This window comes from Stenotrophomonas sp. SKA14 (genome assembly GCF_000158575.1).
Lineage (GTDB): Bacteria > Pseudomonadota > Gammaproteobacteria > Xanthomonadales > Xanthomonadaceae > Stenotrophomonas > Stenotrophomonas forensis.
The window spans coordinates 3,846,712-3,860,253 of the sequence record NZ_DS999412.1 but is presented as its reverse complement, the minus strand read 5'-3'; the positions used below and the strand labels follow the sequence as shown (position 1 = coordinate 3,860,253).

11 protein-coding genes are annotated in these 13,542 nt (G+C 67.1%); 4 read left to right on the top strand and 7 right to left on the bottom strand.

What is annotated here, in order from left to right; all coding sequences use genetic code 11:
* Window positions 1-59 precede the first annotated feature (59 nt).
* Window positions 60-1,004: a LysR substrate-binding domain-containing protein gene (locus SSKA14_RS17450; RefSeq protein ID WP_008268348.1), complete on the bottom strand. Its 945-nt coding sequence runs from the start codon at window positions 1,002-1,004 to the stop codon at window positions 60-62.
* Between the two features lie 115 nt (window positions 1,005-1,119).
* On the opposite strand from SSKA14_RS17450, the gene SSKA14_RS17445 reads away from it, so the two are divergent.
* Complete coding sequence (locus SSKA14_RS17445) at window positions 1,120-1,992, top strand: DMT family transporter (RefSeq protein WP_008266584.1); 873 nt, start codon at window positions 1,120-1,122, stop codon at window positions 1,990-1,992.
* Window positions 1,993-2,573: 581 nt separating this feature from the next.
* Here the strand turns inward: SSKA14_RS17445 and SSKA14_RS17440 are convergent.
* Window positions 2,574-3,476, bottom strand: a complete 903-nt coding sequence (locus SSKA14_RS17440; protein ID WP_008267870.1) for a peptidylprolyl isomerase — start codon at window positions 3,474-3,476, stop codon at window positions 2,574-2,576.
* 136 nt (window positions 3,477-3,612) lie between these two features.
* Between SSKA14_RS17440 and SSKA14_RS17435 the strand changes: the two genes are divergently transcribed.
* Both SSKA14_RS17435 and SSKA14_RS17430 read left to right on the top strand, forming a co-directional pair.
* A complete protein-coding gene (locus tag SSKA14_RS17435; protein WP_008264579.1) occupies window positions 3,613-3,978 on the top strand; it encodes a PadR family transcriptional regulator in 366 nt (121 codons plus the stop codon).
* Window positions 3,975-4,964: a sensor domain-containing protein gene (locus SSKA14_RS17430; RefSeq protein ID WP_008264608.1), complete on the top strand. Its 990-nt coding sequence runs from the start codon at window positions 3,975-3,977 to the stop codon at window positions 4,962-4,964. Before SSKA14_RS17435 ends, SSKA14_RS17430 begins: the two co-directional genes overlap by 4 nt.
* 136 nt (window positions 4,965-5,100) lie before the next feature.
* Here the strand turns inward: SSKA14_RS17430 and phaZ are convergent, their stop codons facing one another.
* Entirely contained in the window at window positions 5,101-6,408 is a 1,308-nt protein-coding gene (gene phaZ / locus SSKA14_RS17425; RefSeq protein ID WP_008264614.1) for a polyhydroxyalkanoate depolymerase, read from the bottom strand.
* A 93-nt stretch (window positions 6,409-6,501) separates the two neighbouring features.
* A complete protein-coding gene (locus tag SSKA14_RS17420; protein WP_008268407.1) occupies window positions 6,502-7,092 on the bottom strand; it encodes a class I SAM-dependent methyltransferase in 591 nt (196 codons plus the stop codon).
* Between the two features lie 149 nt (window positions 7,093-7,241).
* On the opposite strand from SSKA14_RS17420, the gene SSKA14_RS17415 reads away from it, so the two are divergent.
* Entirely contained in the window at window positions 7,242-7,697 is a 456-nt protein-coding gene (locus SSKA14_RS17415; protein ID WP_008267516.1) for a CopD family protein, read from the top strand.
* A gap of 174 nt (window positions 7,698-7,871) precedes the next feature.
* Here SSKA14_RS17415 and SSKA14_RS17410 read toward each other — a convergent pair whose 3' ends face one another.
* The 3 genes from SSKA14_RS17410 to dnaE form a co-directional block, all read right to left on the bottom strand.
* A complete protein-coding gene (locus tag SSKA14_RS17410; RefSeq protein WP_006426759.1) occupies window positions 7,872-8,831 on the bottom strand; it encodes an acetyl-CoA carboxylase carboxyltransferase subunit alpha in 960 nt (319 codons plus the stop codon).
* A gap of 113 nt (window positions 8,832-8,944) precedes the next feature.
* Complete coding sequence (locus tag SSKA14_RS17405) at window positions 8,945-9,814, bottom strand: hypothetical protein (RefSeq protein WP_008264758.1); 870 nt, start codon at window positions 9,812-9,814, stop codon at window positions 8,945-8,947.
* A 64-nt stretch (window positions 9,815-9,878) separates the two neighbouring features.
* On the bottom strand, window positions 9,879-13,469 hold the full coding sequence (gene dnaE / locus SSKA14_RS17400; protein WP_008267563.1) for a DNA polymerase III subunit alpha: 3,591 nt from the start codon (window positions 13,467-13,469) through the stop codon (window positions 9,879-9,881).
* Between the last annotated feature and the right edge of the window lie 73 nt (window positions 13,470-13,542).

Below are 13,542 nucleotides of genomic sequence, written 5' to 3'. Positions count from 1 at the left end.
CGTTGTAGGGTTCGACAGCAGCCTAGCCAGCGCGAAGCAAAGAGCGGGTGAGGGCGCAGTCAGGCGTGCGTGGGTGGGCGTCCCAGCAGGCTGTCCGGCAAGGCGGGAATCGGCGTGCGTTCGTCCTGCGCCTGCTCCAGCAGCCAGTCGATGAACAGGTGCGCGGCCTGGCTTGGCGGTTGCCCTTCCGCGTGCACCACGTGATACGCGTAGCGCGCCTTCAGCGCCGGTCCGGGCAGGCGTACCACCTCGTAGCGCTGCAGGTAGGGCTGGGCGATGTGGGTGCGCGCCAGCACCGCGCCCATGCCGTACACCGCGGCGCGCATCGCATCGGTACTGTCGGCGAAGGTATGCATCGGCGGCAGCGGCGAGGGCGGGCGCACGCCGGCATGGCGGAACCAGTCGCGCCAGCCCTGCGGCGACAGATCGGTCAGTAGTGGCAAGCCGGCGATGCGTGCCGGATCGGCCAGGGATTCAACGCCGGCAAGCGCCGGTGACGCCACCGGGAACAGATAGTCGTCCATCAGGTGCTGCGCGCGCAGGCCCGGCCACTGCCCAAGTCCGTAACGGATACCCACCTCCGGGCCATTGTCGTCGTAGCGATCCAGCCCGCTGCCGGTATGCAGCTCGATGCGGATGTGCGGGTGGGCCTGGGTGAAGCGCGGCAGCCGGGGCAGCAGCCAGCAGTACGACAACGAGCGCAGCGTGGTGATCCGCAGTGGCACGCTGTCCGCAGCGGGATGCAGGTGGTGGGCGACGGCGGCAACATCGGTGAAGGCGGCGCTGGCGGCATCGGCCAGCTGCCGGCCCTCGGCGGTCAGCCGGACCCCGCGCGCATGGCGCAGGAACAGGCGCGTCTCCAGCACTTCCTCCAGGCGGCGCACATGATGGCTGACCGCGCTGGCGGTCAGGTGCAGTTCCTGCGCGGCCTGGGCGAAGTTCTGGTGGCGCGCGGCGACCGCGAACACGGCCAGCGCGGGGAGCAGGGAAGGGCGTAGCTGCATGTCCAGCCTCAAACCATATTTGTGGCTGGCAGTGATACTACGCGCTTGTGTGGCGGGCGTCTTCGCCCGACCCTGTGTGCCTTGGCGAGGAACCGATGATGGACGGAGGCAGGGCATGAACGCGGTCCCACAGGCGGCCGAGCGCGACTGGCGCACGCCGCTGGAACTGACCCTGCTGGGTGCCATCTGGGGCTGCTCGTTCCTGTTCATGCGGGTGGCGGTGCCTTCGTTCGGCCCGTTCGCGCTGGTCGAGGTGCGGCTGGTACTGGGCGCGCTGGTGTTGCTGCCGTTCCTGTGGCGTGCCCGCGCGCAGTTCCCGGCGCGGCGCTGGCTGTGGCTGGCACCGATCGGCCTGATCAATTCGGCGCTGCCGTTCGTGCTGTTCGCCTATGCCGCCGAGCAGGCACCGGCTGCGATCGGCGCGATCTGCAATGCGATGACGGTGCTGTTCGCCGCGCTGATCGCCTTCCTGTTCTTCGGCGAGAAGATCGGCATGCGCCGCGCCGGCGCGTTGCTGGTCGGATTTGCCGGCGTGGTGGTGCTGGCCACGGCCAAGGTGTCCGGCCTGAGCATCGGCACCGCGGTAATCGCCGGCGCTGCGGCGTCGCTGTTGTATGGCCTCGGCGTGAACCTGGTGAAGCGGCACATGACCGGCCTGCCATCGGCGGCCGCAGCAGCGGCCACGCTGTCGTGCGCCTCGCTGTGGATGCTGCCAATGGCGGTGAGTCACTGGCCGCAGGCGGCGATTCCGCTGAAGGCGTGGGGTGCAGCGATTGCGCTGGGCGTGGCCTGTACCGGCCTGGCGTTCCTGATGTTCTACCGCCTGATCGGTCGCATCGGCCCGTCGCGCGCATCGACGGTGACCTACCTGATTCCGCTGTTCGGTGCGGCGTTCGCGTGGTTGTTCCTGGGGGAAGCGGTGACGGTGCAGATGCTGATTGCCGGTGCGTTGATTCTGGGGAGCGTGGCGGTGAGCCAGAAGGGCTGAGGGCGTCGACGCACTGGTAGTGCCGGGCGCTGCCCGGCAGCCCTTTTCCGCGCCTGCGGGGAGGTGTCACTTTCTTTGCTCGTGCAAAGAAAGTAACCAAAGAAACACGCCGCCAGGTCGCGAGCCGGTGCTGCGCACCGGTCCCCTGCGCTCCTCGGCCCGCCGAGGGACGGCGCGGGAACTCGCTGCGCTCAAACACCCGCGCCTCTTCGCCCTCGCCGGACCTGCGGTGCTCGGCTCGCTCAAGGCGGACTGGAAGGTCAAGATCAACGGCAAAGGCATCCACGCATGGCGTGGATCTACTGGGTGCAGCTGCGGCCTTTGATCTTGGATCCGCCTTGAGCGAGCCGAGCATCGCAGGGGAATCAGGGGCGAAGAGGTGCCGATGTCTGAGCGCAGCGAGTTCGGCACCGCCCCCTGATTCACCGAGAAGCGCAGGGAACCGACGTGCGAAGCACGGCGGCTCGCGATCTGGCGGCGCGCTTCTTTTGGTTACTTTTCTTTTCGCGCGAAAAGAAAAGTAACGCTCATGAAAGGTGAAGCGCCTTCAGCACGCGCCACGCGCAGAACCTGCAACGGTGTTACCTCACCGGCACCGGAATATTGCAGAGATCGATATGCCCCGCCGGGCGCTTGTAGAAATCATCCACACGATTGCGTCGCGCCTCCACCGTTTCGGCGAAGGTCTTCGAATCGGTACGCAGCACCTGGATCGGCGTGCGCTCGGCCGCCGGCACATCGCTGGCGCGGCGGATCGACACGATCGGCGTACGCAGCTTCGGGTCGGTGTAGAAACCCATCGGCGCCGGGCCGCGCGGGGTTGCACTGAGCAGTTCCATCCCCTTCAGCACGCGGCCGACCAGGGTGATGTTGCGGTCCAGCTGGCGCGGCGACTGGCCGGTCACCACATAGAGTTCAGCGCCGATGCTGCTGTCTTCCTCGTTGCTGCGGCCGGCGCCCAGCATGCCGTAGCAGTGCGCCAGCCAGGCCTTGCCGGCCTGCGGGTCCTGGCCGACCGGGAAGCCGTCGACGAAGCCGGTCTGCGCCGCCCAGCCATCCCTGTCCGGCAACACGCTCACCTTCAGGCCGGCGCTGGCGCGTTCGAATTCGGCCGGCAGCTTGCGTTCGGCGCTGCCGAACGGCTTGGCCTTGGCCGCGTCATCGGCGTCGGCATCGCCGAACTGCACCACGAAGTTGTCCTGTGAGCGGTAGATGCTGGTGCCATCCCAGAAGTGCTCATGCGCGAAAGTCTGGATGTTGGCGACATGGCGCGGGGCGAACTGCGGCGCCAGCTCGATGATCACCCGGCCGGCCGGCAGGTCCATGTACAGCAGGTTGGCCGGGTCCGGGGTGCGCCAGTCGCTGGCCGCCGACGCGTCGAGGATCTGCTGCGGGCTGCGGTAGGGCGTGGCCGCGTTGGCCAGCGCGGGCAGCAGGCAGGACAGGGCGAGGGCGGTCAGGGTAAGGCGACGGCGGTGCGGCATGGGAACCCCGGAACATGAACGAGGCTTCGATTCTGCGCGAGCGCTCCGGCCACGCCAACCGGCACGATGACTAACGACACATTCGCTATACCGAACTTCGCACTATTGTGGACTTCAACGTAGTGGAGGGCCGGCCATGGCCGAAGACGACGTCCACCTGAAGAAGTTCCAGAAGGAGCTGAGCGCCGGCACGGTGTCATTGGCCCTGCTGGCAGTGCTGGCCCGCGCCGGGGAGCCGCTGTACGGCTACCTGATTGCCAAGGAGCTGGAGCGGGTGGGCGAGGGCGTGCTGAGCGGCAAGCAGAGCGCGCTGTACCCGGTGCTGCGCAACCTGGAGGGCGCCGGCCTGCTGGAAAGCCATGTGGAGCCGTCCAGTAGCGGGCCGCCGCGGCGCTACTACCGCATCAATGAACGTGGCCGCGAGGTGCTGGCGCAGTGGCGCCAGGCCTGGCAGGCCACCCGCGATTCCGTCGATTCCGTGTTGGAGGGGGTACCGCAATGAACGACCCGAGCATGGCAGGCCGTGCCCTGCCGACCACCATTCCGCAGTACCTGGCGCAGCTGCGCGCGGCGCTGGAAGGTGCCGATCCGGCGATGGTGCAGGACGCCCTGTACGACGCCGAGGAATACCTGCGTTCGGAGCTGGCTGCGCAGCCCGGCCGCAGCGAGGCCGAGGTGATCGCCGACGTCGCCGGCAGCTATGGCGCGCCGGACGAAGTGGCCGAGATCTACCGCGAGACCGAAGTGACGGTGAACCGCGCGCTGCGCACGCCGCGTGCGGATACCGCGCCGATGCTGCGTGCGGCAGCCGAGGCCAGCGGCTTCGAGCCGGCCGCACCGCCGCCGGCGCCGGTTCAGCGCTCGCTGCTGGCGCGCTTCTTCGGCGTGGTAGCCGATCCACACACCTATGGCGCGTTGTTCTACATGCTGCTGTCGCTGGCCACCGGCATCTTCTTCTTCACCTGGGTGGTGACCGGCCTGTCGCTGTCGCTGGGCCTGCTGATCCTGATCATCGGCATTCCGCTGACGGTGCTGTTCTTCGGCTCGGTGCGCGGGCTGGCACTGCTGGAGGGGCGGCTGGTGGAAGCACTGCTGGGCGAACGCATGCCGCGCCGTCCGCGCTACACCGACCGCAGCCGCACCGCGCTGCAGCGCATCGGCGACATGTTCACCGACGGCCGCACCTGGCTGACCCTGCTGTACTTCGTGCTGATGCTGCCGCTGGGCATCATCTACTTCACCATCGCGGTGACGCTGCTGTCGTTGTCGCTGGGCATGATCTGGGCACCGGTGGCGGCGATCTTCAGCGGCGACATTCCGGGAATCTATGTGGACGGCGTGAATGTGCTGCCGACGGCGGCCTCGCCGCTGGTAGCGATCGTGGTTGCCGCCGTGGGTGCGCTGCTGCTGGTGCTGACCATGCACCTGGCACGCGGCATCGGCAAGCTGCACGGATTGATCGCCAAGAACCTGCTGGTGCGGCTGTAAGCAGGAGCCCACGCGTGGGTAGGTGCCAACCTTGGTTGGCACAATCCATCAGATGCCGGGATTGACGGTAGAGCGCCAACCAAGGTTGGCAACTACCAAGTCGTACCGACCAAGGTCGGCACCCACCATGGGCGAATTACCCCGCCTTGCGGCGCAGCGGGGTCACGTTGCTCTTCTTCTTCGTGGCCCTCGCCGCCGGCGCCTCGGCATGCGCGGCGAAGAAGTCGCGCACCTTCGGGTACACCACTTCGCGCCAGCGGCGGCCGCTGAAGATGCCGTAGTGACCGGCACCTTCGACGATGAAATGCTCGCGGCGGTCTGCGCTGATGCCGGTGCACAGTGCCTGCGCCGCTTCGGTCTGGCCGAGGCCGGCGATGTCGTCCAGCTCGCCCTCGATGCTCAGCAGCGCCGTGTCGCGGATGGCCGACGGATCGACCTTCTCGCCGTTGACCACCCACTCGCCACGCGGCAGCAGGAAGTCCTGGAACACCACGCGGATGGTGTCCAGGTAGTACTTGGCCGGCATGTCCAGCACCGCGTTGTACTCGTCATAGAAACGACGGTGCGCGTCGGCGTCTTCCAGGTCGCCCTTGACCAGGTCGGTGTAGAAATCCCAGTGCGAGCTGAAATGGCGGCTGGGGTTCATCGACAGGAAGCCTGCATGCTGCAGGAAGCCCGGATACACGCGGCGGCCGGCGCCAGGATAGCTCGGCGGCACGGTGTGGATGACGTTGTTCTCGAACCACGACAGCGGGTTCTGCGTGGCCAGGTTGTTCACTGCGGTCGGGCTGCAGCGCGCATCGATCGGGCCGCCCATCATCACCAGCGTGCGCGGCGTCGGTTCGCCACGGCTGGCCATCAGCGAAACCGCAGCCAGTACCGGCACGGTCGGCTGGCACACGCTCACCACATGCAGGCGCTCAACGCCGAGGTGGCGGATGAATTCCTGGATGTAGGCGATGTAGTCGTCCAGGCCGAACTCGCCTTCGCTGGACGGCACCATGCGCGCATCCACCCAGTCGGTGACGTACACGCGGTGGTCGCGCAGCAGCGTGCGCACGGTATCGCGCAGCAGGGTGGCGTGGTGGCCGGACAGCGGCGCCACCACCAGCACGAACGGCTGGTTGAGCATGGTGTGCAGCTGGTCGGCTTCATTGCTGTGGCGCTTGAAGCGCAGCAGCTTGCAGAACGGCTTGCTCACTTCCTCGTGCACGACAATCGGCACGCGCTCGCCATCGACGTCGATTTCGTTGATGCCCCACTCGGGCTTCTCGTAATCCTTGCCGATGCGATGGAACAACTCGTTGACCGCGGCCAGGCGATCGGCACCCGGCATCTGCGACCACCAGTGGCCCGGGTTGGCGAAGAACTTGGCGTTGGCCTGGGCCTGGTGCACCCAGGGGGCGAGCAGGTTGCGGGTCAGTTCGTGCAGTTGATAGAGCATGACGACCGAATATGTATGGTCATATGTTGCCGCGCAGCATATCCCATCCGGGTGTCCCGCAGGTTAAGTTGGCTGAAAATAATGAATCCGGATTCACATCCGTTCCAGCGCGGCCGTATCGCCTGCCAGGGCGGGGCCGAGCCAGCAGTGCGACCCTACCGGCTGCAGGCCGTGGCGGGCCAGTTCGCGCCGGTACCAGCGCGCCGGGCGGGTCTGGAAGCCGTCGTGATCGCCTTCGAACGCGTCCTCGGCGGCAAAGGTTTCCAGGAAGGCCACGCCGCCGGTCAGCTCGGCAACGCCGGCCAGGCCGGCGCGCAGTTCGCGGTTGGGCACGTAGTGCATCACGTCCGAGCAGACCAGCAGGTCGACAGGGGCGCAGGGCCGCAACCAGGCGAAATCACCGAAGCGGGCCAGATGCAGGTTACGGGTGCGGCCGTAGCGGCGCACAGCGTACTCGCTGCTGTCGAAGCCGAGGTATTCGACCTTCGGACGCAGCTTCAGCAGCGGTGCGCGCCAGGCGCCTTCGCCGCAGCCGATGTCCAGCACGCTGCGGATCGGTCGTTCCAGGTAGTACTCGGCACTGGCCACGGCCAAGGCCACCTTGCGCGCCAGGCGGGCGCTGCCGCCGATGTCGGCGCGGCGGTACCAGCGCTGGAAGTAGGCGGCGTCGTAGGTCTTGTCCATGGGGCGGTGCGCGATCGGGGAAAACGGCGCCTATCGTACGGTGTTGCGGCGCGCCATGCGTCGATGTGTCGCGGCGTGCGTACCTGCAGTGGCTTCGCCACAGCATGCGAGAATGACCGCCCATCTACGCCAGCCGCCGGAGCAAGCGCATGCAGAGCTACTACTGGGTGAAGACCTTCCACATCGTGTTCGTGGTGGCGTGGATGGCCACGGTGTTCTACCTGCCGCGCATCCTGGTCAACCTGGCCGAGACCGCAGGCCAGCCGGCCGTGACCGAGCGCCTGCAGCTGATGGGCCTGCGCCTGTACCGCTTCGGCCATTCGATGTTCGGCCTGGCCTTCCTGCTGGGCCTGGTGCTGTGGCTGGGCTACAAGGTCATCCCCGATTTCCCGACCATGGTGGCACCGGGCGGTGCCGGCTGGCTGCATGCCAAGCTGGGGCTGGTGGCGCTGCTGCTGGCGTATTTCATCTGGATCGGGCGCCTGCTGAAGGGCGTGGCCAAGGGCAGGGCGCTGCCGTCGTCGCGCGCGCTGCGCTGGATCAACGAGATTCCGCTGCTGGCGTTCATTCCGATCGTGTGGCTGGTGCTGGCCAAGCCGTTCTGAGGCGGGGTCATCTGCACCCGGTAGATCCACGCCATGCGTGGATGCCGCCAGGGCGTAAATTAAAAGAGCCGGGCATCTGCCCGGCTCTTTTCGTTCCTGCAATTACCTGCCTGTTGCCGGCCAGCGGCCGGCACTACCGGGTTGGTCTGCTGCCGGCCAGCGGCCGGCACTACCTCAGGCAGCTTCGTACGTGCCGTAGCTGCGCAGGCGGGTGTAGCGCTGTTCCAGCAGCTGTTCGGTGGACAGCTTTTCCAGCGCGTCCAGTTCGTTCAGCAGCACGGCCTTCAGGCGCTTGGCCATCTGCATCGGGTTGCGGTGTGCGCCGCCGGTCGGCTCGCGCACGACCTTGTCGACCAGGCCCAGGCTCTTCAGGCGCGGGGCGGTCAGGCCCAGCTGCTCGGCCGCGTCCTTGGCCTTGCCGGCGTCCTTCCACAGGATCGAAGCGCAGCCTTCCGGGGTGATGGTCGAGTACACCGAGTACTCCAGCATCACCGTGCGGTCGCCCACGCCCAGCGCCAGCGCGCCGCCGGAGCCGCCTTCACCGATCACGGTGCAGATGATCGGCACCTTCAGTTCAGCCATCTCGATCAGGTTGCGCGCGATCGCTTCGGACTGGCCGCGCGATTCGGCGTCGATGCCCGGCCAGGCGCCAGCGGTGTCGATCAGGGTCAGCACCGGCAGGCCGAAGCGTTCGGCCATCTTCATCAGGCGCAGCGCCTTGCGGTAGCCCTCCGGCTTGGGCATGCCGAAGTTGCGCTTGATCTTCTCCTTGGTGTCACGGCCCTTCTGGTGGCCGATCACCATCACCGCGCGGCCGTTGATGCGGGCCAGGCCGCCCATGATGGCCTTGTCGTCGGCGAAGGCGCGGTCACCGGCCAGCTCCTGGAACTCATCGCAGATGATGCGCAGGTAGTCGGCGGTGTACGGGCGCGACGGGTGGCGGGCCAGCTGCAGCACCTGCCACGAGGTCAGGTTGCGGAAGATCTGCGCGGTGCGCATGCGCAGCTTGTCCTGCAGCGCGTGCACTTCGGCCTCGACATTGACCGCCGGCCCGGCACTGGCGTTGCGCAGCTCCTGGATCTTGGCTTCCAGGTCGGCGATGGGTTGCTCGAAGTCGAGGTAGTTCGGATTCATCGGAAGCCGTCGTGTAAAGAAGAGGGGAATTCTAGCCGAATGCGTGCAAACCACCCGTACGCCCTCGTCTGGAAGGCGACGGTAGCGCAGCCGGGCAGGGGGCGCCAGTCAGCTCAGGGCACCACCAGGGCGCTGTGCCCCATCAGCTGGCTGCGCTGCGAGACGAAGTCGTTGTAGGCCTCGTTGGCTTCCCGGCCCAGGCCGCTGCCGAGGCTGGCGGTGGCCGAAGTGAAGGCCATCTGCGCGGCGAAGTCCTGCTTGCGCAGGGCCTTCTGTTCATCGGCGGTGGTGGCCTTCAGCCAGCGCGCATAGACCTCGCGCAGGGGCGCGGCATGGGCTTCGAAGGCGGGCACCAGCGCCGGCAGGCTGGCCGGAGCCGGTTCCAGGCTGAATACCGGGGCCACGTAGCCGGCCGGCTGCTCGCGCTTGAACGCGCCGGGTTCGCCCATGCCTTCTTCCACGTAGGTGATGAAGTCGGGGGCGGTGAACACCTTGGCCACGATCTGGCCGCCGCTGGAGTCGACATGGGCCACCACCTTTTCCTTCGGGAACGGTTCGCGCACGCCGTAGGTCCAGGTCTTGTCGATGAACAGCGCGTGGCTCTTCTCGAACGGGCCTTCGAAGCTGACCCCGCCCAGCTCGATGCCGGCCTTGCCGGTGCCGAAGTTCTTCAGCTTGCTCTCGTCGGTGACATAGACCTCGCGGGCGATGACGTACTCGCTCAGGGTCGGGTTGATCAGGCCACCACGACCGTCGACGTAGACGATGAAGCGCACGTCACCGAGTTTCTCGCTGTGCAGGCGGTGCTCGCCCACGGCCAGCGAGATCGGGCGCGAACCGTGCGCGGCCACCGGCAGCTCCTTGCCGTCGATGCTCAGCGCCAGCGGCGTGGCGGTCGGATTGTCGATCTGGAACTCGATCTTCGACGGCGAACAGGCGGCCAGCGCCAGCGCGGCGGCGAACGGGAACAGCAGGGTCTTCATCGGCAATCGTCCTTGATATCTGGAACGGGAAAACAGGGGTGAAAGGAAAACCGGAGCGGCCGCCTCAGCTGGCCCACGGCGGGCTGTAGCGCACCTTCAGCGTGCGCACGGCCGGGTCGGCGCGCAGCGCCTCCATCAGCTTGGAATCGATGCGCACCGCGCTCTGCCCGGAGACATCAAGCATGCCGGCGACGCCACCTTGTGGGCCTTTCAGCAGCAGGTCCAGGCGCAGCGGGGTGCGCCCCGGGCGATGGCGGTCGAGCAGGGCATCGATGCGTTCCCAGACCGGGCGCTGCTGGCGCAGGTCCAGGCGCAGCGACAGCCGCGTGGCGTAGTTGGCGCAGACCTCGTCGAAATCCCAGACCTGGCGGATGCGCAGCGCGAAGCCGCCGTTGAACTCATCCTCGCGCAGGCCGCCCTTGACCACCAGGATGCGGTCCTTGGTCATCAGGTGGCCGAACTCGGCCATCGCGTCGGAGAACGCGCTGCACTCGACGCGGCCACGGCCGTCCTCGAGCTGGATGAAGATCTGGCTTTCGCCCTTGCGGCGCACGCCGACCACCTGGCCGGCCAGCACCGTCTGCACTTCCGGACGCCAGCGTTTTTCGCCGCCACTGCCACCGCCGCTGTTGGCGCTCCAGATCTTCTCCACCGAACCCAGGTCGTTGCCGACCAGGTCGCGCACATCGTCGCGCCATGGATCGAACGGGTGGCCGCTGAGGTAGAAGCCCAGCGTGTCGCGCTCGCCGTTCAGGCGCTGAAGCAGCGGCCATTCCTCGGCTTCGGGCAGGTCCAGCTGGATCGTGGTTGCGCTCGGGTCGGGGCCGCCGAACAGCGAGTTCTGGCCCGAGGCACGTTCGCGCGCCATCTGGTCGGTGGCCTTGATCACCTCCGGCAGCTGCAGCATCAGCGAGGCGCGGTTATGGCCGAGTTCGTCCAGTGCGCCGCAGTTGATCATCGCTTCCAGCGTGCGCCGGTTGAGCTTGGCCGAACCGACGCGGGTACAGAAGTCGAGCAGGTCCTTGTACTCGCCGCCCTTCAGGCGCTCGTCCACCACCGCTTCGCAGGCACCCTGGCCGACGCCCTTGATCGCGCCCAGGCCGTACTGGATGGTGTCCGGCGTCACCGCTTCGAACATGAAGGCCGACTGGTTCACCTTCGGCGGCAGCACGGTCAGGCCGAGGTTGCGCACCTCGTCGAGGAAGCCGACCACCTTGTCGGTGTTGTCCAGGTCGGAGGACAGCGTGGCGGCCATGAACTCGGCCGGGTAGTGGCGCTTCAGCCACGCGGTCTGGTAGCTGACCAGCGCGTAGGCAGCGGCGTGCGACTTGTTGAAGCCGTAGCCGGCGAACTTCTCCATCAGGTCGAAGATCGCATCGGCCTTGGCCTCGTCCACGCCGTCCTTGGCCGCACCTTCGCGGAAGATCTCGCGGTGCTTGGCCATTTCCGCCGGCACCTTCTTGCCCATCGCGCGGCGCAGCAGGTCGGCGCCGCCCAGCGAGTAGCCGCCGACGATCTGCGCCATCTGCATCACCTGCTCCTGGTACACCATGATGCCGTAGGTGTCCTTCAGGATCGCTTCGGTGCGCGGATCGGGATAGATGATTTCTTCCTGCCCGTGCTTACGCGCGTTGAAGGAGGGAATCAGGTCCATCGGGCCGGGGCGGTACAACGACACCAGTGCGATCAGGTCTTCGAAACGGTCGGGGCGCGCATCCTTCAGCAGGCGGCGCATGCCCGAGGATTCGAACTGGAACACCGCGCCGGTATTGCCGTTGGCGAAGATGTCCTTGTAGGTGGGCGTGTCGTCCAGCGGAATCGCGGCGATGTCCACCGGCGGGATGCCGGCGCGCTCATGGCGCTTGTTGATCGCCTTCACCGCCCAGTCGATGATGGTCAGCGTGCGCAGGCCGAGGAAGTCGAACTTCACCAGGCCCACTTCCTCCACGTCGTTCTTGTCGAACTGGGTGACCGGGTTCTTGCCGAGCCCGTTCTCGTCATGTTCGGCGTACAGCGGGCAGAACTCGCTCAGCGGCTCCGGCCCGATTACCACGCCACCGGCGTGCTTGCCGGCGTTGCGGGTCAGGTCCTCCAGCTGCAGCGCCAGGTCGATCAGGTCGCGGACATCGTCCTCGGTCTCGTAGCGCTGGATCAGCTCCGGCGAGGCCATCTCCGAACCGGGGCCTTCCTTGCCCTTGCCCAGCGCATCCTTCAGGTGGATGCCGAGGATGTTCGGAATCAGTTTGGAAACGCCGTCGACCAGGCCGTACGGGAAACCGAGCACGCGGCCGGAGTCGCGCACCACCGCCTTGGCGGCCATGGTGCCGTAAGTGATGATCTGGCTGACGCGTTCGCGACCGTACTTGCGCGCGACGTAGTCGATCACTTCGTCGCGGCGGTCCATGCAGAAGTCGATGTCGAAGTCGGGCATCGACACGCGTTCCGGATTGAGGAAGCGCTCGAACAGCAGGTTGTACGGCAGCGGGTCCAGATCGGTGATCTTCAGTGCCCACGCCACCAGCGAACCGGCACCCGAACCACGGCCGGGGCCGATCGGAATGCCCTGGTTCTTGCCCCACTGGATGAAGTCGGCCACGATCAGGAAGTAGCCCGGGAAGCCCATCTTGATGATGGTGTTGAGCTCGAACTCCAGGCGTTCGAAGTACTCCTCGCGGGTCTTGCCCGGCGCCAGCGGATTCTTCTCCAGGCGTTCTTCCAGGCCATCGCGCGACATCTTCTGGATCCAGGTGTCCAGGGTCTCGTCGTCGGGCACCGGGTAGTTGGGCAGGAAGTAGGTACCCAGCCGCATCTCGATGTTGCAGCGCTCGGCCAGCGCCAGCGTGTTGTCGATCGCATCGGGGATGTCGGCGAACAGCGCACACATCTCCTCGGCCGACTTCAGGTACTGCTGGTCGCTGTACTCGCGCGGGCGCTTGGGGTCGTCCAGCACGCGGCCGGTGGAGATGCACACGCGCGCTTCGTGCGCGCTGAAATTCGACGGCGACAGGAAGCGCACATCGTTGCTCGCCACCACCGGCAGGCCGCGCTGGCCGGCGGCCATCAGCGCGAACTGGTTGAACGTTTCCTCGCCTTCGCGGCCGGTACGGGTCAGTTCCAGGTGCAGGCCATCGCCGAACACGCGCTGCCAGTCGGCCAGCTGCTGCTCGGCCAGCTCATGCTTGCCGTCCAGCGCCAGCCGCCCGGCCAGGCTCTGCCGCCCGGCCAGCGCGAACAGGTTGGCGTTGCCGGCCTTCAGCCAGTCCGGGTGCACGGCCACGCCGCCTTCCGGGCGATGACCTTCCATCCAGGCGCGGGTCAGCAGCCGCGACAGGCTCAGGTAGCCCTCGCGGTCGCGGCACAGCAGGGTCATCCGCCAGGGGTCCTGGCCTTCCTCGGCGATCAGCACGTCGGCGCCGGCGATCGGCTTGATGCCCACGCCTTCGGCGGCCTTGTAGAACTTGACCAGGGCGAACAGGTTGTTGAGGTCGGTCACCGCCAGCGCGGGCAGGCCGAGCTCGACCGAGCGCGACAGCAGGTTGGCCTGCTTGGCCTTCTTCGGGTCGGCCTGGTCCGGCTTGGCCGGCACACGGATGGTCGAGTCCGCCAGCGAGAACTCGGTGTGGACGTGGAGATGTACGAAGCGGGAGTTGGACATGCCGGACCAGGTTGGAGCGCGCGGGCCCCGGGTGCCGACGGGGGAAATCGTCGCCGGGGTCGGGAAGCGCTGG

What these genes read in the sequence shown, in the direction of transcription:
- SSKA14_RS17450 (WP_008268348.1), bottom strand. Translation starts at nt 1,004, where the DNA reads ATGCAGCTACGCCCTTCCCTGCTCCCCGCGCTGGCCGTGTTCGCGGTC.
- SSKA14_RS17445 (WP_008266584.1), top strand. Translation starts at nt 1,120, where the DNA reads ATGAACGCGGTCCCACAGGCGGCCGAGCGCGACTGGCGCACGCCGCTG.
- SSKA14_RS17440 (WP_008267870.1), bottom strand. Translation starts at nt 3,476, where the DNA reads ATGCCGCACCGCCGTCGCCTTACCCTGACCGCCCTCGCCCTGTCCTGC.
- SSKA14_RS17435 (WP_008264579.1), top strand. Translation starts at nt 3,613, where the DNA reads ATGGCCGAAGACGACGTCCACCTGAAGAAGTTCCAGAAGGAGCTGAGC.
- SSKA14_RS17430 (WP_008264608.1), top strand. Translation starts at nt 3,975, where the DNA reads ATGAACGACCCGAGCATGGCAGGCCGTGCCCTGCCGACCACCATTCCG.
- phaZ (WP_008264614.1), bottom strand. Translation starts at nt 6,408, where the DNA reads ATGCTCTATCAACTGCACGAACTGACCCGCAACCTGCTCGCCCCCTGG.
- SSKA14_RS17420 (WP_008268407.1), bottom strand. Translation starts at nt 7,092, where the DNA reads ATGGACAAGACCTACGACGCCGCCTACTTCCAGCGCTGGTACCGCCGC.
- SSKA14_RS17415 (WP_008267516.1), top strand. Translation starts at nt 7,242, where the DNA reads ATGCAGAGCTACTACTGGGTGAAGACCTTCCACATCGTGTTCGTGGTG.
- SSKA14_RS17410 (WP_006426759.1), bottom strand. Translation starts at nt 8,831, where the DNA reads ATGAATCCGAACTACCTCGACTTCGAGCAACCCATCGCCGACCTGGAA.
- SSKA14_RS17405 (WP_008264758.1), bottom strand. Translation starts at nt 9,814, where the DNA reads ATGAAGACCCTGCTGTTCCCGTTCGCCGCCGCGCTGGCGCTGGCCGCC.
- dnaE (WP_008267563.1), bottom strand. Translation starts at nt 13,469, where the DNA reads ATGTCCAACTCCCGCTTCGTACATCTCCACGTCCACACCGAGTTCTCG.